Here is a 19,776-nt window from a genome sequence, read left to right on the forward strand (position 1 = left end):
AAGGCTCTGAAGGTTGCCCCCTTCAGGGCCGTTTTCTTGCCCATTAAGACGCGGGCGGTACGCGTTTCTGTGAGTGCTGCGTGTCTTCCCAGACCAGCTTGTGAGCGCGATAGATTGGCCCGGCCTGAAAGCCGGCCAGCCAGATCGCGTCTTCATCTGAAATCGGTGTTCCTTCTGCCAAGCGCTGTTCCAGCTGCAGCGCCCGCTTGAACAACGCTTCCGGCGTGTGCTGCTTGGAGAGCTTGTGAACCTTGGCCGTTGGCTGCAGCGCCTGCGGTAGGGTGTCGGCCTTCAGGCTTTCCATCATCGCGGCTTCGCGCTCGGACAGTTCCCTGGGCGCGCGCCGCTTCTTCACGTCTGCGGCTGCAAGGGTTCTCGCCGTGGTGTGTTCTTCGCGCTTTTGCGGGAACGACAACACCTGGGCGCGCTCTTCGTTCATGACCGCCTTGAGGGCATCGCGCGGGCCAATTTCCTTCATCGCCTTTTTGATCGGCGCGACCTGTTCGTCCATGTAGGCTTTTTGCAGGGCGCGGTATCTGGCAATGGTTTCCACCGGGTCTGCGCCGACCAGGTCTGCGCAGATCGCGTGACCGAGGAAGGTCAGTCCTTCGGCATCGAACAGCCAAATCCGTCCGAGGTCCTTCGGGTCCATCCGGCACAACACCTGTTCGCCCGCCATCACCGCGCAATCGGTCATGACGTAGAACTCGTTGTCGACGCGCACGCCGCCTTTCTGGACCGTCCGAATACCGCCGCCATTCGGTACGGCAGCCAAAAGAACATCCAGGGCGTCTGGGTCGACAGTCAGCACCTTTTCCGTCGAGGTTGCCGCTTTGGCCTCCGGTGACATTTTCTTCAGGCCGCCATGCGGGTTCCGGCCGTAGGCGTTTTCAGCCCAGTCGTTCGCCATTTCCTGAAGTTCTTCGGGCGACACATCCACGCCAAAGACATTGTAGTCATCAAGGCCGAGGCGCTTGGCGAACGCCTTCCGCCCTTCAATGACTGAGCGTTCGGCAACGTTGTGCCCAACGAACCCCGGCAACAGCTCTACAAAGCCATGCTGGAATGTCTTAATGACACGCTCCACATGCGGCTTCTGTTCGGGTGAATAGGGCGGGCAAATTAGATGCTCAATGTCGAGATGCTTCAACAACCGAACGGTCGACTTCGCCTTGAAATCCGAGCCGTTGTCCGACTTGATGGCTTCCGGCACGCCCCATTTCAGGATGGCTTCGCGCACCAGGAGGCCAACAGCGTCCGCGCGAGGTGTGCAGGAAATCAGGAAGATCGACCGGCGCGACCAAACATCGATGCAGGCGTAAACGTTCCACCGGCCTTCCGTGGTCAACATGTCCACCGGCGAAGCGTCGATTTCCCAGAGTTGGTTGAGACGTTCGATCCCGGCAGATGCTCCGCCGATCATCACAGCCCGATCGGTGTTCTTCCAACCGTCCGGATCGGTGTGGCGCTTGAGCGCGCTGGCAAATTCCAGCTTCCAGCTCTTTAAGGTGTGTTGAAACGTCCTTAAAGGTGGCAGATCCCGCTTCGAGACTTCACCTGTCTCGGGATTTACGACCTCGATCTGCTTGCCGAATTTCGCTTCTGCCATCGCTCTGAGAACATTGGCCTTCAGGTGTGGTTGCTGGAATATCGCCGCAAGCACGTAGGACTTCAGTGTGCCCTGTTCGGCTTGGTCCAGAACGCCCGTTCCCTTGCGCGATTGCGCGGGATGGAACGCCAGTCGGTTCTGGCTTTCCTCTGCCTGGGACCGCCACCGGGCCAGGCTGCGCAAGGAAAGGCCTTTGACCGTCGCATAGACCCAATCAGGAACCGGAACTTTCTTCTCGGCATAGATCAGGATGAACCAATGATCGCTTGCATTCTGATGAAGGCCGGTCTGTGCCCGGAACCTTTCTGCAGCCCGCAAGACGATCAGCTTGGCATTCCGCTTCCGCTCGGCCCGGTGATCGAACTCGGGATCGTCGGAAGACTCCAGGATCAGGTCCTCATCCTTCAATTCAACGAAGGTGGCGCAATACTGCAGCTTCTGAGTGAGCGGAAAGAGATCCGTGTGATACTCAAAGCCACCGCCGCCTTCCCGGCCTTGCCGCTTGCGGGCGTAGCAAGAGCCTGCCCATCCTTCGCGATCTGCCAGCTTTTGGACACCGCGCTCTGACGCAGGAAAACCATCCAGTTTCAGGTCTGCGATCTCTTGAGCGGTCAACCAGAGTTTCATGCTCCAGCCCTCCGTTTGTCCCAACGGGCCTGCCGGCGCTCGTCGCGCCATCTTTTCAGGCAACGCTGAAACGATCGAACCGGTGGCATCGGCACCTGTTCACCGTTCACAGCGACTGTCTTGCCGAAGGTCGCGAGCGCCAGTTCACGGATTTGCGTAGCAGGTGCATAAGGATGGGCGGCATGAACGTCGCGGCACCATTCGCGAAGTCGGCCACTCTCGGCTCGGTCCAGCAAACTCCTGGTCATTTCGCCCCCCGCAACCGCGCCTGCAGCGTTTTCTTGCGAGTTTCGATCATGCGGGCATGGTCTTCGATCAACGCCAGCTCGATGACGTTTTCGTATTTTCGAGGAACCACAGCCATGTCGAACCCTTCGGCAAGAAAGCCGAGCAGCTCGGTTTTGCCGGTGGCGTGTATCAACGCGACAAAGCGCTCCACCGTGATGTTGTTTTGGGTTTTTGCTTCCGAGGCATAGGCCTCAAGTGTCTCTTTGGTGACCTTGTAGCCAAGCCGCTCGCTCATCTGGGCGGCAACGGTGAGCCTGTCTTTGCCGCAGTCTTTGAGAACTCTGGCGATGGCACGGCTGATCCGGGAGGCAAGCCGCGTACCGGGGAAGGCATCCGGCTCAAAACCGACCGAAACGCGTGGCGGCGTCCAATCGTTGAAGAGATCGAGGGTGAATTCATCGCGCGGCTTACGCATCGAGCCAGCCCTCCCTTTTTACCAGGTCAAGGATCTCTTCCTTGAACCCCCTGAACAGGGTCGCGCGGAAGTGCTTCCCGAGTTTGGGCAGATACTGCGTGACCGTCTTCTCCCGCTTCTGGGTATCGGTCTCCGGTTCTTCGCCTGAGATTTTCAGGATCGCATCGGCAATGGACGCGACAGCCGGCTTGTCGCCCAGGATCAGCGCCAACACTTTGGCTTGGGCATCCGCGTCCAGAACCGCCAGTGCCTTCAGGTCGCTCTGTTTGCCTGCAAAGGCGGTGCCCTTCAGGCGCTCACGGGTCTCGGGGGACAGTCCCTCAAAGATTTGCACCGCAAGCCGAACAGATCGATCGGACAAACCCGTGCTCTCGGCAGCATTCTGGCAAAAGGCAAAAATTGCCACTTGCCTCTTTTCGCCGCCTGTATGCTGGTTGCCGCGTTTGCCGCCGTGCTTGGTTTCCGGGTGCCGTACCTCGTAAATGCGCTTCATTTCCGTGAGCGCCTCGCACCGTTCCAGGGCGTTGAAATCCTTGCGGCCAAGGTTTTCCAAAATCTCGTGCAGGCGAAGATCTTCCGCCTCCAATACGCCGCCGTCTGTCTCCAGAATGCGGGCTTCAATCTCTTTCCACTTGACGATCCCGGCAGCCGTCAACCGATGGGCTCCGGCAACTAGGGTGTAGCGTTTCCCGTTGGGGACAACGTCAATCGGTGTTTTCTGTCCAGTCTCAATAAACATGCCGGACAGGCATTCCGCCCACGCCTGATCCACATTCCGCAAACGGCCCTCGGGAATATCGATCAGGGAAACCTTGATGGACTGATACGCGCTCAATTCGAACCTCAATGATTTCTGGGAAAAGGACCGGGCGGCCCGTCTCAAGAATTCCAAAGCCGCCCGATAAGTTGTTGGCTTCGCGTCAATTGCGGCAGCGCCGCGTCTCACCACTGACGCAGGTGACGCGCTTTGACCGCCCTAGGTCCGCCTGAACAGGAGGGCAGCCATAAGTCTTGAAAGGGTCGGAAAACGACGCCGGCTGCGGTAGCCGAACTCCGTGTAGTGCGATTGAAAAGCTTCCGGAGCGAAGAAGTCGTTGCGTCTGGGGCGAGGGCTTGAGATCGATTTGAGGAGGCTATAAACGCCCAACAGAAGCGTCAGAAGCAGTGCGACCGCGCCACCCATGCCAACCAGATACGGAGCGGCGCTCATCGTTCCTGCGCCCCTTCACCGGCCAGACTGGTATAAGGAACCGCCATCCAGGCCGCCCCGCCGATGCCATTTTCGTTCAAGTCATCGCGTAAGCGTTGCGCCACGACCTCATTGTGAAACCTGTAAGCGTCTCCCAGAAACAAAGATGTCTCTGCGACAAGTGCTTGGTTTCCGCCTTGCGTCTCGACCAGGGAGACACCTGCTGTGCAGAAAAACCGGTTTCCGGAATTGGACACTTTGGTGACAACAAAGCGCTCGCAGAGTTCGGCACCATCCGTCTGCGCGGACAGCAACGTCTGATCATGCGCTCCCATCACGCCGCCTTCCTGTCCGGCCGAACCGAAGCTTTCTGGCTAGCGGCGGAACGCTCGTTTGCGGTAGAAAGGATTCGAGCGGAACGGATCGGATAACGGTCGGGCCAGAGCTTGTCCGGTTTCACTTCAAGGAAATCGGCGATCGCTTTCTCGGCCTTACGGTTGGTACGCGTCCAGACCTGGCTAAAGGTCTTGATCGTGATTCCAGCCCTGTTAGCCAGCTCGCCGAACGTCATCCCCTGACGGTGAATTTCGGCGGTGATGGAAAACCGGTCCCATCCATCTGGCGGAGCGTGTTTTGGTTTTGCCATTTGGGCCTCTCTGGTGGGAAAACGGCTTGCTGCAACAAGCCGTTTTCTTTGGACTTTTGGTGTGACAACTCGGCGTGAATGTTCGCGCCGACAAAATGAAAGGTAGGAACTATTGGGCCTACATGTCAAGCCTCATAGGGCTTGATTGGCCTTATTGGGCCTATTTTGTGTTGGAAACAGATACTGCTTTCCGTAACCGGTTGGAAATACTGGTTAAATCCGTTGGAGGTGTCGGTCAGCTTGAGCGTCGGTCAGGCATCGCACGCAGAACACTCGACAAATATCGATCGGGGGAGTCCGATCCAACGAGGAGCAAGCTAGTTGCGATAGCAGAAGCTGCGAACGTTTCTGCAGGTTGGCTGGCAGATGGAAAAAGCCCCATGAAACTGGATGCCCCGCAAGTGACGGGCACGCAGATTTCGATAGACGATATCCGCAGCTTCCTTTGGAATATATGCGAGACCTACTATGAGAAGTTGCCAAGGCGCACCAAGCCGGCCGCCTTCGCAGATCAGTGTCTGTCCATGTTCGATTACTTGCTTACGCGGGAAGACGTGAAGACAGAGGCTGCGGCCGAGGTGATTGAATTTGGCGCTGAGCAGCTGAAGCGCGCATCCGGTCGAGACGATTAAGAAGACCGTCATAGTCCGTAACCTGGTACCCGATCTCAGGGAGCGCAATACCTGCAATAATGCGGTCTCTGAACACCTTCGGTTCACAACCAAGGGCCGGATAAATGCGGCGGTACGGGTTCGATTTGAAGGCCCAAACGCACGCAGGCCAGAGAGCTTCGGATTTCAGGAATTCGGCTAGTACCCGCATAGCCAATGGGCCGGATGACCCTCCGCGATAATCCGGTAAAATGTAACATGCGTGGAACTCGCCAGGTGCGTCTATTGCTGGATCGGTGTTCGGTTTTGCCACAGCAAAACCGACGACTTTCTGGCAAGCTTCCAAAACGAAAACCGCTTGTCCTGTTGGACGCTCTTCGAACCAATGCTCCCACTGTCTATATCGGTAATCGAAACCACGTTGCGCCTGGACTTGATCGGGCATGAAGGAATAAACTTCCTTCCAGCAACCTACGTGAATACTGGCAATTTTTACAACGTCAGATAAATTCGCTTGTCTAATTCCCGTAATGATAGACATCGCGTCTGCTCCCCTCTAGATTGCAAAAACTCGGGGTGCAAGGGGCGAACAATGCGCGATGATTTTCTGCGCCAGATTATTACGGATAATGTTTCAGGCAATGTCCGCAAAATTAAGACTAGCGGAATTGCCGTTCTGGCGTTCTCAATTGGGTTTGCGGTCGCAGCCGGGTTCCATTCCTATGCTTCAAACGGGCCATCGGATGATGACCTCGCAAAGTTAGCGGAATTAGCTGCCTGTTCCACTGGCGAGCCCGCTTCTTCATTGTGGTTGCAAGCTCAGTCAGACAATGCATGGGGTTTCGTTGGCGACCGCTATAAGGTCGCCAAGCGATTTTTAGTTGATATCGATATCGACCGTTGCGGTATCAGGGAGACCGCGAACGCTCAGATTGATCAGCGGGAAATCGGAACTTTTTCGCCACGCGACCGCTACAACTGAATTCTGGTATCTCACCACTCGCGATCCGGACGTCTCGTGGGCACTAATCGCGACGTTGATCAACCTCGAACTCACTTGAATTTCTGGTGGAAACATTGTGACGATCGTTCCGTCTCGCTGCAGCGCAAGAGACCAGCAGTCGCCACATTCGCTCTGCAGATCTACGAGTGCAAAGGGCGATGCCACAACAACGAATGTCAGGGAACCAAGTCGTTTTACTAAAGGAACGAATGACGCTCCAGACGTGCGTCCGACTACCTGCTTACCGACAACCAGGTCGGTGCCGGTCAATGCCTCTTTGAAATAACTGCGGTCGGACAGATCCAACGGTGCAACCGGGTACTTGTAGCTGTCGTGCAGCAACTGCCCGTCACTGCCAATCACGATGATAGCTCTCGCCCCAGGAACTCCAGTTGCTAGGCGCTTCAATTCGGTATGCACCAATCTGTCATTCTGGACTGAGGATACGATCACCGCACCTGCATCAATTGCTTGCTCGGCAGCGTAGAGTATCCGTTCGGCGGCCAGTTGATTGGTTCTGGCTGATTGGACTACCTCAGAGATAAGATATTCCGTTTCGCTCTTCTTTATGTCGATTTGCGCGATCGCAGAAGTGGCGAACGTTATCGCAAAAACCAGTGTTGAAAAAATGCGTACCACTAAGTTCTCTCCCCCAGCATTTGTTCGGTGCAAAAGCCCACCAAGCCGATGGGTATAGTCGCTAGCGTGACTCAACCGTGACAGGAATCAGCGGGAAAGAAGTGCCTTGGCGATCAGTGCAGAGCTCGATTTGGGACCTTTAAATGGTCCTTCAACAACGCCTAAATTGAACCACCCGCTGCACGCAAAAATTGGAAACTCGTTTTCGATCACGCCGCAAGTTGATATGTAGAAAGCTGCACCGTCGTTTTTTAAGAGTTGAGGTAAAAATGATTGCAGGCTTTTTTGGCACTGGGGTGTTCATTGCCCTGGTTATTTTTTCGGTGGCACCGGTGGTAGTGGCTGATTGGTACAACGCCCGAGCCGTTGCAGTTCTGGCTGCGATCGCGGCAGTTGGTAGTCTCGCTCTAGCTGCTGTTACAGGTGACCTAACTCTCTTCGTGATCGGTTGGGGCGCGTCCGCTGTACTCGCGGCCTTGTCTCGTATCGTTGGACTGAAAGCCATCGAACTTGTTCAGGGGTACAAGGGGGCGGTCCATCCAAGAAACGCTCATCAGTTGGGTAAACCTGGCTTTCATCGCTAAGGGGCTTTCACTGCTCGTCGAGCGCAATTCGAAAGTTCGGACCTCGTGTTATCAACCGATCTGCGCAATTTCCTTCAACCCCGCAGATTTCTGCCGATCAAGCCCAGGTCCGAACTCATCGCAATAATCGCGTTGCAGTTCGGACCTCTTTTTTTGTGTTTCGTTGCTTTCATTGCAGAATTTCTTCCCGCGCAGCTTCATTTGCCGACGGGATCTCAGTTGGACTGCCAAAATCATTGCGCGCCCTGAAATCACACAGATTGGCGTCTTCTCGGTAAAAACGGCTGAATTTCGCCAAAAACCGGGTAATCCCACTTAATCCCACAAAAGCCCCAAGTGCCAACTCTCCTTGCGCATTACAAAATGCTGTGCGATCGCTGGACCCGCCACTAGATTCATGGGCCGCACAAGTCACAGGGACAGCTTTGATGCTGGCGAACTTGTTGCCCTGCTGCTGATCCGGTTTCTGTTTATCGGACGGGAAGTGCCACATTGATGGCCCGTCGGCAGCTCTTTCAAGAGGCAGGGTGATTGTCCAATTCTGACGCTACAAATTGACGTAGAGTTGGTGTGGCGGGTTGCGGGCGACCTTGTCCCGACGTGACAATCGTATTGCCCAGCAGATCCTTGTTTTGGTCGCGTCTGATTTTCAGAAACAGACTGATTGGAGCCCGTGTTCTGAAAAAGAAGGCCGCAGGTTGCTCCAATTCGACGGAAGTCACTGAACCATAATGCGACTGCGGGGAAGGCTGTGAAGCCCGGTTGAGGCTGTATCCTCGTATTTTGTGGGATTTTCCCAGATGTGGTTCCGGCCTTTACATCTTATTTGTAAGAGTTGCAGAGTCCATTGAATGATTATTCATGTAAATCTATGTATATCAAAAGTTGTAAAATGATCGACGATCTTCAGTAACAGAAAATATACAATTGTTTCCTTATTGTACTTGTTAATTTAGACATGGCCTCAAGTGACGATGCGAGAGCCGCACACAAGGTGATGAGAATTGCTGCATAAAATGATCCGCATTCTTGTCGCTGACGACAGCGGCATCGCTCGTGAAGTCATCAACAACGGCATCGCCGTTCATCGTTCCAAGCGGTACATCGAGGTCGACAACGTCGATAACGGTCGTTCAGCTGTCGAGGTTCTGAAGAAGAAACAGATCGACATCGCCTTCATCGACATCAACATGCCGGGGCTGAATGGCCCGGAAGTAATCGCCGCGATGAGCGAGACGAAGTCTACAGATTGTCTGACGGTCGCGATTTCAAGCGGCCTCGATGAGCGCAATGCCAACACGCTTCAGCAGCTGGGGGCCTATCATTTCCTGAAAAAGCCTTTCACTCCGGAGGATGTGTCGGAGATCGTCGCCACTTACATGACGATGACGACGACCTATCCGATCCTGTTCGTCGACGACAGCGGTACGATGCGCAAACTGACGCGCAAGGTTCTGGAGGCCAGCCGGTTCGACTTCGAAATCTCGGAAGCCGACAGCGCGCACGCGGCGCTTCGTGCTCTGGCATCGGGCAAGTTCCGGATTGTGCTGACGGATTTTCACATGCCGGATGTCGACGGTATCGAGCTAGCCGGTTCGATCCGGGACCTGTCGAGCAAGATCGGCATCTACATGATGTCCACCAACGACACGAGCTATCTGGAGCGGTCCGCGGCCTTCGTCGGCATATCCGGTTTCCTGAAAAAGCCGTTCACGCCTCAGGACATAGATACGCTCATGCATCAGTTCCTGGAGCTGGATACGCCAAAATTCGGCAAGGTGCGCAACATGTTCAGCTTCATGGAGCGAGAGCGCAAGGCATCGTGAGCCTCGTCGGACTGGCGGGTGCTGATCGTTCCGTCCGGTTCTCCTGGAAATTTCGCAGGAACCATTTGCCGAACGCTTGCATTGTTTCTGGATTGTTTTTCAGCATTCTTGATTTAAAACGCTTCAGTTGATTCAATGAAAGAATCAGAAGTCTCCCTCTAGTTCGTATCGGTTCCACTGTCTGAATGCATGGAGAGCGGTGTGGGCAAAACAGCAAAACTTGAATTACTTCGCCGGATATTGCCTCTCGGCCTCTGCGTGCTGGGTATAGTCGGCGGATATTTTTTCATGTCGGTGCTCAGCAGCCTGCTTTGCATTATCGCCGCCGCCGGGATCTACGCTGCCTTGCCGCGGCCGAACATACCGTCCGGTGCCGTAAAGCCGGTATGTCATCCGCCGGTTCTGGTGCTCGACATGATCGGGTTCGTGATTGGTGCCGTTTTCTTTTCCATAGCTTTCATCGGGATGGCAGACTGGAGCGGAGGCGCGGCCCTGTTGGCCCTGCTTTGCCTGGGGCCTGCCTCGATTGCGCCGGTGCTGTTCACAGTGTCCGCACGACAGGAGACATCCTGGGTCCGTTTCTTCAGCAACGGTTTCGAATTCACCCAGTTTGGCCGACGCGTCCGCGTGATGTATGAGGATCTGAAAAAGATCGACATCCGCCTGTGGCACGCTTCCGGCTGGGCTGCCTGGTTCCAGTCGACGATCGGCTCGCTGGGACCGAGATCAGCGGTTCTGCTGAACGGGGCTGAAACCACCACGACACTGGTCTTCAAGCGCCCGGACGGGGCAACCTTCACCATTTCCTCCGAACTTGTGCCGGACCTGCAGCGGGTGCTGATCAACATCGATAGGGCCGGTATGGAGCTTCCAGACGGGATCAGCGAATATCAGCGCAAGAAGATCCGCCAGCGGCGCGAGCGCATGTACGGCGGCCCGCAGCAGGAGCCGCCGCAGTCGGAACAGAAGGAAGTGGCGCGTATCGCAGCCCTGATCGAACACGCAAGGCGCAGCGCCGGGCATTGAGGCTGGGTTTTTCTGTTTTCAGCGCTTTGTTGAAGCTCACCACAAATTCTTCCTCATGCTGAGGAGGACTGTCAGGTCCGTCTCGAAGCATGGGCTGCTTGTTCTGTGTGGCCCATCCTTCGAGACGCGCGCCAGCGCGCTCCTCGGGATGAGGGAGTGGGGAGTTTGATCGTCTGAAGACCCGGTACTGGCATCAGCCGCTGCAAACTACGAACCGACCCAGTTCGCCTTTCGCTTTTCGAAGAATGCGGAGATGCCTTCCTGGGCTTCGGGGGTTTCCCAGGTCTCGGCGAGGCGGCGGATGGTGTCGTCGATGATTTCTTCGGTGATTTCCGGGCCAAGGCTGCGGGCCAGTGCCTTGGAGGCGGCAACGGCAGCGGGGGCAGCGGAGAGATACGGTTTGATTTCCTTTTCGATCGCCGCATCGAGGTCCGCCTCGCTCACGACCTTCGCCACAAGATCGAGATCCCGGGCTTCTTCCGCGCCGAACAGGCGGGCGGACATGAATACCTGGCGGGCCTTGCCTTCGCCCATGCGGGCCAGCACATAGGGGCTGATGGTTGCCGGGATGAGGCCGAGACGTACTTCCGTCAGGCCGAATTTCGCGCTGTCGACGGCAACCACGGTGTCGCAGACGCTCATCATGCCGATGCCACCACCAAAGGCCTGGCCCTGCACACGGCCGATCAGTGGCTTCGGCAATTCGTTGAGGCTCTGCAGCATCATGGCAAGCTTGCGCGCTTCAGTCATGCGGGTCTCACGGTCAGCTTCGAACTGCTCACGCATCCATCCAAGGTCGCCGCCCGCGCAGAAGCTGGCACCGGCACCCGTCAGGACAACGACACGGACAGCGTCGTCCTCCGCCAAATGTGCGGCAACTTCCGTCAGTTCGGCGATCATCGTGGCGGAAAGCGAATTGTGCTTTTCCGGGCGGTTGAGTGTCAGCGTTGCGACGCCCCGGTCGTCAACGGCAAGGGAGATTGTCTCGAAGCTCATGCGTCAACACTCCTGAGGGTGCGGGCAAAGTCGGCGATTTCAGCAAGCCTAGCCCGGTCGATGCCGGTTTCGAAGCCCTTGCGGGTCATCAGGTCGAGCACGGCTTCGGTTGCGACATTGCCTTTGGCACCCGGTGCATAGGGGCAACCGCCCAGACCGCCGACCGCACTGTCGAAAGTGCGCAAGCCCTTTTCGAGGCTGACCTCGATGTTCTCGATCGCCCGGCCCTTGGTGTCATGAAAATGGCCGGCAAGCTTGTCCGCAGGGATCGCGGTCAGCACGGCGTCCAGCATCCGGCCGATGGTCTCCGGCGTTCCGGCGCCGATGGTATCGCCGAGGGAAATCTCGTAGCAGCCGAGATCGAACAGCGTTTTGGCGACCTCCGCAACCTTCTCCGGTGGTGTTGCACCGTCGTAGGGGCAGTCGGTCACGCAAGAGACATAGCCGCGAACCGGGATGCCGTCCTCGTGTGCCTTTTCCAGAAGCGGCTTGAAGCGTTCGATGCTTTCGGCAACCGAACAATTGATGTTCTTTCTGGAAAAGCCTTCCGAGGCCGAACCGAAAATGGCGACTTCATCCGCCGACACCTTCTTGGCGGCCGTATAACCCTTCACATTGGGTGTCAGCACCGCATAGGTCACGGACGGATGCCGGTAGATGCCTTCCATCACTTCCTGGGCATCGGCCATCTGCGGTACCCATTTCGGACTGACGAAACTGGTCACCTCGATCTTGCGGAAGCCGCAGGCAGAAAGCCGGTCCACGAGGTCGATCTTCTGGGCCGTCGGCACAAAGGTTTTCTCGTTCTGCAGACCGTCGCGCGGGCCCATTTCAAACAGGGTGACGAATTCAGACATGTTTTCTTCTCTAGCTTCTCGTGAGGCCTAAAGGTGAGACCGGTTCTTCATTGCGCTTCGTCCGGGGGACGGCATCAGGCAAATCGCGGATGCATTCGTTAAACGGTATTTGACACGATCACTCTTCCTGCTCGGCTCGGGCGCGCAGTTCACGGCGGATGACCTTGCCGGTGGTGGTCAGGGGCAGGGCGTCGACAAAAGCGACTTCGCGCGGATACTCGTGGGCTGCAAGGCGCGTCTTGACGAAGTCGGCGATTTCCCCGGCAAGTTTGTCGGTCGGTTCAATGCCGTTTTTCAACACGATGTACGCCTTGACGATCTCCGTTCGCTGGCTGTCGGGTTTGCCGACGACACCGGCCATGGCGACCGCCGGGTGCTTGATAAGGCAATCCTCGATCTCTCCCGGGCCGATGCGATAGCCTGATGACGTGATGACGTCGTCATCCCGGCCAACGAAGCGGATCCACCTGGTGTCGTCCTTGATGCCGGTGTCGCCCGTCAAAAGCCAGTCGCCCGCAAACTTCTTTTCCGTCGCTTCCATGTTGTTCCAGTAGTTCAGGAACATCACAGGATCAGGACGTCTGACGGCAATGTTGCCGAGTGATCCGGCAGGCAGTTCCTCACCTGTGTCGCTGACAACGCTGACATGGTGGCCGGGAACAGGTCGGCCCATGATACCGGGACGCGCCTCCATCAGACTGGCGCAACTGGAAACGATCATGTTGCACTCGGTCTGGCCGTAGAATTCGTTGATCGTCAGGCCGAATGTGCGCCGGCCCCAGTCTATCAGCTCAGCGCCGAGCGTCTCGCCACCGGAGGCAACCGAGCGCAGGGTGAATTGCCAGCGGTTTTCCGGGGCTTCCACCTGACGCATCATCTTCAGCGCGGTTGGCGGCAGGAAGGTGTTGCGGATCTTCTGGTCCTGCAGCAGCTGGAAGGCTGCTTCAGCGGTGAACTTTCTGAACCGGCACGCTACCACGGGCACACCCAGGAAGAGCGCGGGCATCAGAACGTCGAGCAGGCCGCCGATCCAGGCCCAGTCCGCCGGGGTCCAGATCCTGTCACCCGGCTGGCCCAGAAGATCATGACTCATCTCGACGCCCGGTAGATGGCCGAGCAGCACACGGTGGCCGTGCAAGGCGCCCTTGGGCTGTCCGGTGGTGCCGGAGGTGTAGATGATGATTGCCGGGTCATCGGGGCCTGTGTCGAAGGGGTGGAATGTGCCTTCGTGTCCGGCCATGTGATGATGGAGGCTTTCTGCCCCCGGGACGTCTTCATCCGCACAGAGGACGGTCGTCAGTTCTGGCAGCCGGTCACGGATGGTCGCAAGCTTGGCAGAGCCGCTTGCATCCGTGATCACTGCCTTTGCGCCGGAATCCTTCAGCCGATACTCAAGTGCTTCTTCACCGAACAGGGTGAAAAGCGGAATGGTGATCGCACCGAGTTTCAGGGCCGCAATATGGGAAAACGCGGTTTCGGGCCTTTGAGGCATCAGGACGCCGATCCTGTCACCTGGCTGGACGCCTCGGGCGGTCAGCAGGTTGGCAAGCTGATTGGAAAGCCGCCTCAGGTCGCCATAGGTGTAGCTGGTGGCGCTGCCGTCCTCGTCCGTGTAGACCAGCGCCTCCCGGTTCGGCTCGCGTGCCGCCCAGTCGTCACATATGGCAACGCCGATGTTGAACCGGTCGGGGATTTCCCATCGGAACCTGCCGGACAGGTCGTCATAAGTCGTGGCGTCATGCGGCAGCATCGGCTTCCTCCGCGAGCGCCAGAAGAACGGTGCCGTCGGTTACCTGCTCGCCTTCGGCAACAAGAACCTCGCCGATGACACCGTCCCGCGGGGCTTTCAGCGTGTGTTCCATCTTCATGGCTTCCAGGATCACCAGTGGCTGGTCCTTCGTCACGGCTTCGCCTGCCCTGGCGTTCAGAACCTTCACGAGGCCGGGCATCGGCGCGATCAGCTGATCGCCCGCGCCGCCGGCCTCCTCGTCGGCGCTGAGTGTGTCCGGCAAGGCAACCGGGAAGGCATGGCCGCCGAGGAAGACCGTCAGTCCCTTGCGGTCCTCCACCACGACGGCCCGGGCACGGTGGCCGTCACAGTCGTAGGTGATCGCACCGCCTTCAACCTTCACCAGAGCATATTCGCGTGAGCCTTCCTCCAGCTGGACCGCGAACCGCTGATGGCCGAGGGCATGGACCTCGACGTCCCGGCGCTCGCCAGCAATTTCAAGCAGTGCGTACTGGCGCGATGCACTCCAGATCCGCCATCCGGCCAGCGTGTCGAACGGATCGTTGCCACTTGCCGGCCTGGTCAGGCCGAGCGCCGTGAGAGCGGCAAGGGCAATGGCGTCCACCGGAATGGAGGGTTCTTCTATGAGCTGGGTCAGATCCCGGTCGATGAGGCCGGTGTCGACATCGCCCGCGGCAAAACCTTCATGGCGGCACAGGGCCGCCAGAAAGCCGGCATTGGTGACGCAGCCGGCAACTTCCGTTGCCTCAAGGCTTGCCAGCAGCTTGCCGAGAGCCGCCTGGCGGGTTGGGCCCTGGACGATCACCTTGGCGATCATCGGATCGTAATAGGGGGTGATTTCATCTCCGGAGCGCACGCCGCTGTCGACCCGGGCGCTGTCTTCCGGAAGGGCCAGATGCTCCAGCGTGCCGATGGCGGGCAGGAAGCCCTTCGGCGCATCTTCCGCATACAACCGTGCTTCGAAGGCCCAGCCGTTGAAGGAAAGATCTTCCTGGCGCTTGGGCAGGGTTTCGCCGGAGGCCACGCGAAGCTGCCACTCGACCAGGTCTTCGCCGGTGATGAGCTCGGTAACCGGGTGCTCGACCTGCAGCCGGGTATTCATTTCCATGAAATAGAACCGGTCGGAGCTGAGGCCTTCGGAAACGTCGGCGATGAACTCGATTGTGCCGGCGCCGGAATAGTCGATGGCCTTGGCCGCGGTCACGGCGGCTTCCCCCATGGCGCGGCGCATTTCTACCGGCATGCCGGGGGCAGGGGCTTCCTCGATCACCTTCTGGTGGCGACGTTGCAGCGAGCAGTCGCGCTCGAACAGATGCACGGCATTGCCGTGGCTGTCGCCGAAAACCTGAATCTCGATATGGCGAGGCTTGGTCAGGTATTTCTCGATCAGCACGCGGCCATCGCCAAAACTGGCTTCGCCTTCGCGCTGCGCGCCTTTCAGGGCGTCTGCAAAATCCTTCGGGTCATCGACCCGGCGCATGCCTTTGCCACCACCGCCGGCACGCGCCTTGATCAGCACCGGATAGCCGATCCGGTCGGCCTGCTCCTTCAGGAAGTCCGCGTCCTGGTTCTCTCCATGATATCCGGGCACCACCGGCACACCGGCCTTTTCCATCAGCGCCTTGGCGGCATCCTTCAGGCCCATGGCGCGGATGGAAGAGGCGCTCGGGCCAATGAAGGTTATGCCGGCCTTGTCGAGGGCGTCGACGAAATCCGGATTTTCAGACAGGAAGCCGTAGCCCGGATGCACGGCTTCGGCGCCGCTCAGCTTGCAGGCTTCGATGATCTTGTCAGCCTTCAGATAGCTTTCCGAGACCGGTGCCGGTCCGATACGGAAAGCCTCGTCGGCCATGGCAACGTGCTTGGCCCTGGCGTCCGCATCGGAATAGACCGCAACGGTCTTGATGCCGAGCTTCTTGGCCGTTGCCATCACCCGGCAGGCAATCTCGCCGCGGTTGGCAATGAGGATCTTCTTGAACATTTCTCAGTTCTCCTCCCAGGGAGTGACTAGTGCGCCGGGGGTATCGGCAGTTCGGTCCGGAGCAAGATCCGGCATATGTTGTATGGGCAGCTCGCTGAACACCGTGATGGAGTTCCGGCTTCCGTCGGCAAGGAGCGCGCTTCGTCCGGTTGCCAGCACGCTCACCTTCAGGCCGCCGACGGAGAGGGTGTCGCCCTTGTCGATATTGCCTTCGTCGAGCGCAACCAGGATGGCCGTCAGGGGCTGCGTCAGCTGTATGTCGGGATGCTGGTCACGGAACGCTGCTTCGATATCCGGGCCGCATTCCACCATCGAGCGGACTTCACCCTTCATGAGGTTTCCTCCCGAGTGCTGCCAGAAGATGGGCATGGCTTGCCTCGTCGAAGGCAACCAGTGTGACGGTTTCGATTTCCGGCAGGTCCTCCAGAACTCGTTTGACAGTTTCCACCGCGATCGACGCAGCGCTGCCGGCCGGATAGCCGTAAATGCCGGTGGAAATGGCCGGGAAGGCTATGCTTCTGCAGCCGGTTTCTGCCGCAAGACGCAGGCTGGTTTCATAACAGGAGGCAAGAAGGTCCGCTTCGCCCGATGTGCCGCCTTTCCAGACGGGGCCGACCGTGTGGATGACGTGGCGGGCGGGCAGGCGGTAGCCACTGGTGATCTTTGCGTTGCCTGTTTCACAGCCGTTAAGCGTCCTGCATTCGGCCAGGAGCTCCGGACCTGCCGCACGGTGGATCGCCCCGTCGACACCACCGCCGCCGAGCAGCGACGAGTTGGCCGCGTTGACGATGGCATCCACGTCGAGCCGGGTGATGTCGCCGATGTGTGTCTCGATCCTGCTCACGGCTTGAGCTCCGGCTGCAGATCTTCGACAACCTTGAAGCGCTCGCAGACAAGGTCCATTTCCGGGTCAAATCCGCCGTTGCGTTCAAAGAAGACCTGATGGTCCCTGCGCCAGCCGGCGAGGTCATCATTCTCGCCTTCCGCCAGGGCGAAGTCTTCCCCGACATCGCAGAAGCGCACGACGGACACTTCCAGTGTTTCGATCACCAGCGCGGGGGTGTCGTCCCAGTTCAGTGCAATGTCCCGCCGTCCATGAACGGGCAGGACCTCACCGCCGTCCTCATAGCTCTGCAAGGCACCGCATGTGGCGGTTTTCCTGCCGGCGCGGACGAGGGCGATGAGCTGGGCACACAGGTCCGCATTGTCGCCGAATTTGAAGGTTTCGGCGCCGGGGTATCTTGCTTTCAGCTCGTCGATGGACATCGGATCACATCCTGAAGAGACCGAAGCGCGTGTCTTCGATCGGGGCGTTGAGGGCTGCCGACAGGGAAAGGCCCAGAATGTCCCGGGTCTTGCGCGGGTCGACAATGCCATCGTCCCAGAGCCGGGCAGTCGCGTAAAGCGGGTGGCCCTGCTGCTCGAACTGATCGATGATCGGCTGCTTGAAGGTTTTTTCCTCTTCCGCCGACCAGCTGCCACCCTTGCGCTCGATACCGTCGCGGCGGACGGTGGCAAGCACGCCGGCGGCCTGTTCGCCGCCCATGACCGAAATACGGGAATTGGGCCAGGTCCACAGGAAGCGCGGCGAATAGGCCCGGCCGCACATGCCGTAGTTGCCGGCACCGAAGGAGCCGCCCACCAGCATGGTGATCTTCGGAACGGACGTGGTGGCGACCGCCGTCACCAGCTTGGCGCCGTCCTTGGCAATGCCGCCGCTTTCATATTTGCGGCCGACCATGAAACCGGTGATGTTCTGCAGGAACACGAGCGGAACCTTGCGCTGGGAGCAGAGCTCGACGAAGTGGGCCCCTTTCACCGCGCTTTCGGAAAACAGAACACCGTTGTTGGCGATGATGCCGACCGGCATGCCATGGATATGGGCGAAGCCGCAGACCAGAGTGGTGCCGTAGCGGGCCTTGAATTCATCGAAGCGCGATCCGTCGACGGTGCGGGCGATCACTTCGCGGATGTCATAGGGCGTTTTCAGATCGGCCGGAACGACGCCGAGGATTTCGTCCGGATCGTAGAGCGGGTCTTCCGGGGTCTGCAGCGCGACGGATGGCGTCTTTGTGCGGTTGAGGCTGGCGATGGCGCGGCGGGCGAGGGCGAGTGCGTGGGCATCGTCGCGGGCAAGATGATCGGCAACACCGGACAGGCGCGTGTGGACATCGCCGCCGCCGAGATCTTCCGCAGATACTTCCTCGCCGGTGGCGGCCTTCACCAGAGGCGGACCGGCCAGGAAGATGGTACCCTGGTTCTTGACGATGATGGTTTCGTCCGACATGGCCGGCACATAAGCGCCGCCCGCTGTGCAGGAACCCATGACGACCGCGATCTGGGCGATGCCTTTTGCCGACATGTTGGCCTGGTTGAAGAAGATGCGGCCAAAGTGGTCGCGATCCGGGAAGACCTCGTCCTGATTGGGCAGGTTGGCGCCGCCGCTGTCGACCAGATAGATGCAGGGCAGATTGTTTTCCGAGGCAATTTCCTGGGCGCGCAGGTGTTTCTTGACCGACATCGGATAATAGGTGCCACCTTTGACGGTCGCGTCATTGGCAAGGATCATCACCTCGCGGCCTTCAACCCGGCCGATGCCCGCGATCATGCCGGCGGCGGGAGCTGCGCCCTCGTACATCTCGTGGGCGGCCAGCATGCCGACTTCCAGGAAGGGTGAACCGGGATCGAGCAGGCGGGAGACGCGTTCGCGCGGCAGGATCTTGCCGCGGGACACATGACGCTGTCGGGCGGTCTCGCCACCACCGTCCAGGGCTGTCTGGGCTGCTGCCTTGACGGTGTCCATGGCCGCTTCGTGGGCGGCGCGGTTTGCTGCAAACTGTTCGCTTCTTGGCGATAGGCTCGATTTCAGGATGCTCATGTCACCCGGTCTCCCTTGGATCAACCTTGTGGACGGTCGATTGAGTTCAGTTGCTTGCTCCCCACGCGTCCGGTTTCACGCCTGAGGGGCCGGAATGTCCCGGTTCTCCGGCGCAACGGCCTTGCGCGCCAGGTCCAGGTAAATCTCTTCGATATCCAGTTTCGACAGGCGGCCGCCTTCGCGGTACCAGCTCGGAATGCCAGTCAGCATGGCGATGATCGCGCGGGTGGCGACCCTCGGTTCGCGTACGCTGTAGCGGCCTGCCGCGGAGCCGGTTTCCAGAATACCCGTCAGGATGCCCTCGTAGCGGCGGCGCTCGGTTTCGACGATGTCGAAGTTGTCCGGTTCGAGATTGCGCAGTTCCATGTAGGAAATGAACACCTCGTCCGCCCGTTCCAGGTGATAGCGGATGTGAAAGCGGACAAAACGCTCCAGCGGGTCCATGTCAGCCGGAAAAGCCGCTTCGTCCCAGGCAGCAAGGAGTTCGCCCATGTGGGCGAGCATCAGATCCTTCAGGATGTCCTGCTTGGTCGGAAAATGATTGTAGAGCGCGCCTGGCTGAACGCCGACATCGGCGGCGATTTCGCGCATGGAGACAGCGGCATAACCGTTGGCGGCAAAGCGTTTCAGGGCTGCCTTGCGCACACGTGCGGCAGTCTCCTGGCCTTTCGCGCCCGTTCTGGATCGGCTTTGCGGTCTTGCGGCTGCACTTGCCATCTTGTTTCTCCCTGCTGCAAAAAATAAATGAACGTTCGTTCATTTGCAAGGGTAATTTGAGTGCGAAAGCGTTGCTGCTAGAAAGAATGACAGGGGAACAGGCGCGACTGTCAAAAAACCTTCATGGATAACCT

At 58.6% G+C, this 19,776-nt stretch carries 23 protein-coding genes; 4 read left to right on the forward strand and 19 right to left on the reverse strand.

What is annotated here, in order from left to right; all coding sequences use genetic code 11:
* Positions 1 to 43 precede the first annotated feature (43 nt).
* The 7 genes from FIV03_RS09005 to FIV03_RS09035 all read right to left on the reverse strand — a co-directional run bounded on the left by FIV03_RS09005 (position 44) and on the right by FIV03_RS09035 (position 4,774).
* Complete coding sequence (locus FIV03_RS09005; RefSeq protein ID WP_152509323.1) at positions 44 to 2,236, reverse strand: DDE-type integrase/transposase/recombinase; 2,193 nt, start codon at positions 2,234 to 2,236, stop codon at positions 44 to 46.
* Complete coding sequence (locus FIV03_RS09010; RefSeq protein ID WP_152509324.1) at positions 2,233 to 2,484, reverse strand: hypothetical protein; 252 nt, start codon at positions 2,482 to 2,484, stop codon at positions 2,233 to 2,235. The genes FIV03_RS09005 and FIV03_RS09010 overlap by 4 nt, the downstream gene beginning before the upstream one ends.
* On the reverse strand, positions 2,481 to 2,939 hold the full coding sequence (locus tag FIV03_RS09015) for a hypothetical protein (protein WP_152509325.1): 459 nt from the start codon (positions 2,937 to 2,939) through the stop codon (positions 2,481 to 2,483). Before FIV03_RS09015 ends, FIV03_RS09010 begins: the two co-directional genes overlap by 4 nt.
* Positions 2,932 to 3,774 (reverse strand): ParB N-terminal domain-containing protein, encoded by an 843-nt coding sequence (locus FIV03_RS09020; protein WP_152509326.1) that lies wholly within the window; start codon positions 3,772 to 3,774, stop codon positions 2,932 to 2,934. Before FIV03_RS09020 ends, FIV03_RS09015 begins: the two co-directional genes overlap by 8 nt.
* 141 nt (positions 3,775 to 3,915) lie before the next feature.
* The gene (locus FIV03_RS09025; protein WP_152509327.1) at positions 3,916 to 4,149 is read right to left on the reverse strand and encodes a hypothetical protein; all 234 of its coding nucleotides are present in this window, start codon (positions 4,147 to 4,149) and stop codon (positions 3,916 to 3,918) included.
* Positions 4,146 to 4,463, reverse strand: coding sequence for a hypothetical protein (locus tag FIV03_RS09030; RefSeq protein WP_152509328.1), 318 nt, complete (start codon positions 4,461 to 4,463; stop codon positions 4,146 to 4,148). Before FIV03_RS09030 ends, FIV03_RS09025 begins: the two co-directional genes overlap by 4 nt.
* Entirely contained in the window at positions 4,463 to 4,774 is a 312-nt protein-coding gene (locus FIV03_RS09035; RefSeq protein WP_152507417.1) for a helix-turn-helix domain-containing protein, read from the reverse strand. The genes FIV03_RS09030 and FIV03_RS09035 overlap by 1 nt, the downstream gene beginning before the upstream one ends.
* A gap of 122 nt (positions 4,775 to 4,896) precedes the next feature.
* Between FIV03_RS09035 and FIV03_RS09040 the strand changes: the two genes are divergently transcribed.
* Positions 4,897 to 5,406: a helix-turn-helix transcriptional regulator gene (locus FIV03_RS09040; RefSeq protein ID WP_173013812.1), complete on the forward strand. Its 510-nt coding sequence runs from the start codon at positions 4,897 to 4,899 to the stop codon at positions 5,404 to 5,406.
* Here the strand turns inward: FIV03_RS09040 and FIV03_RS32040 are convergent.
* A complete protein-coding gene (locus FIV03_RS32040) occupies positions 5,315 to 5,926 on the reverse strand; it encodes a GNAT family N-acetyltransferase (RefSeq protein ID WP_152509330.1) in 612 nt (203 codons plus the stop codon). The genes FIV03_RS09040 and FIV03_RS32040 overlap by 92 nt on opposite strands.
* Before the next feature lie 336 nt (positions 5,927 to 6,262).
* Complete coding sequence (locus tag FIV03_RS09050) at positions 6,263 to 7,027, reverse strand: hypothetical protein (protein ID WP_209009913.1); 765 nt, start codon at positions 7,025 to 7,027, stop codon at positions 6,263 to 6,265.
* Between the two features lie 269 nt (positions 7,028 to 7,296).
* On the opposite strand from FIV03_RS09050, the gene FIV03_RS09055 reads away from it, so the two are divergent.
* On the forward strand, positions 7,297 to 7,611 hold the full coding sequence (locus tag FIV03_RS09055; protein ID WP_152509331.1) for a hypothetical protein: 315 nt from the start codon (positions 7,297 to 7,299) through the stop codon (positions 7,609 to 7,611).
* Between the two features lie 169 nt (positions 7,612 to 7,780).
* Here the strand turns inward: FIV03_RS09055 and FIV03_RS09060 are convergent, their stop codons facing one another.
* Positions 7,781 to 8,104, reverse strand: a complete 324-nt coding sequence (locus tag FIV03_RS09060; protein ID WP_152509332.1) for a hypothetical protein — start codon at positions 8,102 to 8,104, stop codon at positions 7,781 to 7,783.
* Positions 8,105 to 8,615: 511 nt separating this feature from the next.
* Here FIV03_RS09060 and FIV03_RS09065 point away from each other — a divergent pair.
* Together FIV03_RS09065 and FIV03_RS09070 are read left to right on the forward strand one after the other, a co-directional pair.
* Positions 8,616 to 9,437 (forward strand): response regulator, encoded by an 822-nt coding sequence (locus FIV03_RS09065; RefSeq protein WP_209009914.1) that lies wholly within the window; start codon positions 8,616 to 8,618, stop codon positions 9,435 to 9,437.
* 288 nt (positions 9,438 to 9,725) lie between these two features.
* Positions 9,726 to 10,463 (forward strand): hypothetical protein, encoded by a 738-nt coding sequence (locus FIV03_RS09070; RefSeq protein WP_152509333.1) that lies wholly within the window; start codon positions 9,726 to 9,728, stop codon positions 10,461 to 10,463.
* 207 nt (positions 10,464 to 10,670) lie between these two features.
* Here the strand turns inward: FIV03_RS09070 and FIV03_RS09075 are convergent, their stop codons facing one another.
* The 9 genes from FIV03_RS09075 to FIV03_RS09115 all read right to left on the reverse strand — a co-directional run bounded on the left by FIV03_RS09075 (position 10,671) and on the right by FIV03_RS09115 (position 19,642).
* Entirely contained in the window at positions 10,671 to 11,459 is a 789-nt protein-coding gene (locus FIV03_RS09075) for a crotonase/enoyl-CoA hydratase family protein (protein WP_152509334.1), read from the reverse strand.
* Positions 11,456 to 12,316, reverse strand: coding sequence for a hydroxymethylglutaryl-CoA lyase (locus FIV03_RS09080; RefSeq protein ID WP_152509335.1), 861 nt, complete (start codon positions 12,314 to 12,316; stop codon positions 11,456 to 11,458). Before FIV03_RS09080 ends, FIV03_RS09075 begins: the two co-directional genes overlap by 4 nt.
* Before the next feature lie 118 nt (positions 12,317 to 12,434).
* Entirely contained in the window at positions 12,435 to 14,066 is a 1,632-nt protein-coding gene (locus tag FIV03_RS09085) for an acyl-CoA synthetase (protein WP_152509336.1), read from the reverse strand.
* Positions 14,053 to 16,047, reverse strand: coding sequence for an acetyl/propionyl/methylcrotonyl-CoA carboxylase subunit alpha (locus FIV03_RS09090; RefSeq protein WP_152509337.1), 1,995 nt, complete (start codon positions 16,045 to 16,047; stop codon positions 14,053 to 14,055). The genes FIV03_RS09085 and FIV03_RS09090 overlap by 14 nt, the downstream gene beginning before the upstream one ends.
* Positions 16,048 to 16,050: 3 nt before the next feature.
* Positions 16,051 to 16,380 (reverse strand): hypothetical protein, encoded by a 330-nt coding sequence (locus FIV03_RS09095; protein ID WP_023002913.1) that lies wholly within the window; start codon positions 16,378 to 16,380, stop codon positions 16,051 to 16,053.
* Complete coding sequence (locus FIV03_RS09100; RefSeq protein ID WP_023002914.1) at positions 16,370 to 16,891, reverse strand: O-acetyl-ADP-ribose deacetylase; 522 nt, start codon at positions 16,889 to 16,891, stop codon at positions 16,370 to 16,372. The genes FIV03_RS09095 and FIV03_RS09100 overlap by 11 nt, the downstream gene beginning before the upstream one ends.
* Positions 16,888 to 17,313, reverse strand: a complete 426-nt coding sequence (locus FIV03_RS09105) for an ASCH domain-containing protein (protein WP_023002915.1) — start codon at positions 17,311 to 17,313, stop codon at positions 16,888 to 16,890. Before FIV03_RS09105 ends, FIV03_RS09100 begins: the two co-directional genes overlap by 4 nt.
* 4 nt (positions 17,314 to 17,317) lie before the next feature.
* Entirely contained in the window at positions 17,318 to 18,925 is a 1,608-nt protein-coding gene (locus FIV03_RS09110) for a carboxyl transferase domain-containing protein (protein ID WP_152509338.1), read from the reverse strand.
* Positions 18,926 to 19,000: 75 nt separating this feature from the next.
* Positions 19,001 to 19,642 (reverse strand): TetR/AcrR family transcriptional regulator, encoded by a 642-nt coding sequence (locus FIV03_RS09115; protein WP_152509339.1) that lies wholly within the window; start codon positions 19,640 to 19,642, stop codon positions 19,001 to 19,003.
* Positions 19,643 to 19,776 lie beyond the last annotated feature (134 nt).

The organism is Labrenzia sp. THAF187b, from assembly GCF_009363375.1.
GTDB lineage: Bacteria > Pseudomonadota > Alphaproteobacteria > Rhizobiales > Stappiaceae > Roseibium > Roseibium algicola.

Bases quoted from the DNA above. Each gene is read 5' to 3' on its own strand.
- FIV03_RS09005 (WP_152509323.1), bottom strand. From the start codon at position 2,236: ATGAAACTCTGGTTGACCGCTCAAGAGATCGCAGACCTGAAACTGGAT.
- FIV03_RS09010 (WP_152509324.1), bottom strand. From the start codon at position 2,484: ATGACCAGGAGTTTGCTGGACCGAGCCGAGAGTGGCCGACTTCGCGAA.
- FIV03_RS09015 (WP_152509325.1), bottom strand. From the start codon at position 2,939: ATGCGTAAGCCGCGCGATGAATTCACCCTCGATCTCTTCAACGATTGG.
- FIV03_RS09025 (WP_152509327.1), bottom strand. From the start codon at position 4,149: ATGAGCGCCGCTCCGTATCTGGTTGGCATGGGTGGCGCGGTCGCACTG.
- FIV03_RS09030 (WP_152509328.1), bottom strand. From the start codon at position 4,463: ATGGGAGCGCATGATCAGACGTTGCTGTCCGCGCAGACGGATGGTGCC.
- FIV03_RS09035 (WP_152507417.1), bottom strand. From the start codon at position 4,774: ATGGCAAAACCAAAACACGCTCCGCCAGATGGATGGGACCGGTTTTCC.
- FIV03_RS09040 (WP_173013812.1), top strand. From the start codon at position 4,897: ATGTCAAGCCTCATAGGGCTTGATTGGCCTTATTGGGCCTATTTTGTG.
- FIV03_RS32040 (WP_152509330.1), bottom strand. From the start codon at position 5,926: ATGTCTATCATTACGGGAATTAGACAAGCGAATTTATCTGACGTTGTA.
- FIV03_RS09055 (WP_152509331.1), top strand. From the start codon at position 7,297: ATGATTGCAGGCTTTTTTGGCACTGGGGTGTTCATTGCCCTGGTTATT.
- FIV03_RS09060 (WP_152509332.1), bottom strand. From the start codon at position 8,104: ATGTGGCACTTCCCGTCCGATAAACAGAAACCGGATCAGCAGCAGGGC.
- FIV03_RS09070 (WP_152509333.1), top strand. From the start codon at position 9,726: ATGTCGGTGCTCAGCAGCCTGCTTTGCATTATCGCCGCCGCCGGGATC.
- FIV03_RS09075 (WP_152509334.1), bottom strand. From the start codon at position 11,459: ATGAGCTTCGAGACAATCTCCCTTGCCGTTGACGACCGGGGCGTCGCA.
- FIV03_RS09080 (WP_152509335.1), bottom strand. From the start codon at position 12,316: ATGTCTGAATTCGTCACCCTGTTTGAAATGGGCCCGCGCGACGGTCTG.
- FIV03_RS09085 (WP_152509336.1), bottom strand. From the start codon at position 14,066: ATGCTGCCGCATGACGCCACGACTTATGACGACCTGTCCGGCAGGTTC.
- FIV03_RS09090 (WP_152509337.1), bottom strand. From the start codon at position 16,047: ATGTTCAAGAAGATCCTCATTGCCAACCGCGGCGAGATTGCCTGCCGG.
- FIV03_RS09095 (WP_023002913.1), bottom strand. From the start codon at position 16,380: ATGAAGGGTGAAGTCCGCTCGATGGTGGAATGCGGCCCGGATATCGAA.
- FIV03_RS09105 (WP_023002915.1), bottom strand. From the start codon at position 17,313: ATGTCCATCGACGAGCTGAAAGCAAGATACCCCGGCGCCGAAACCTTC.
- FIV03_RS09110 (WP_152509338.1), bottom strand. From the start codon at position 18,925: ATGAGCATCCTGAAATCGAGCCTATCGCCAAGAAGCGAACAGTTTGCA.
- FIV03_RS09115 (WP_152509339.1), bottom strand. From the start codon at position 19,642: ATGGCAAGTGCAGCCGCAAGACCGCAAAGCCGATCCAGAACGGGCGCG.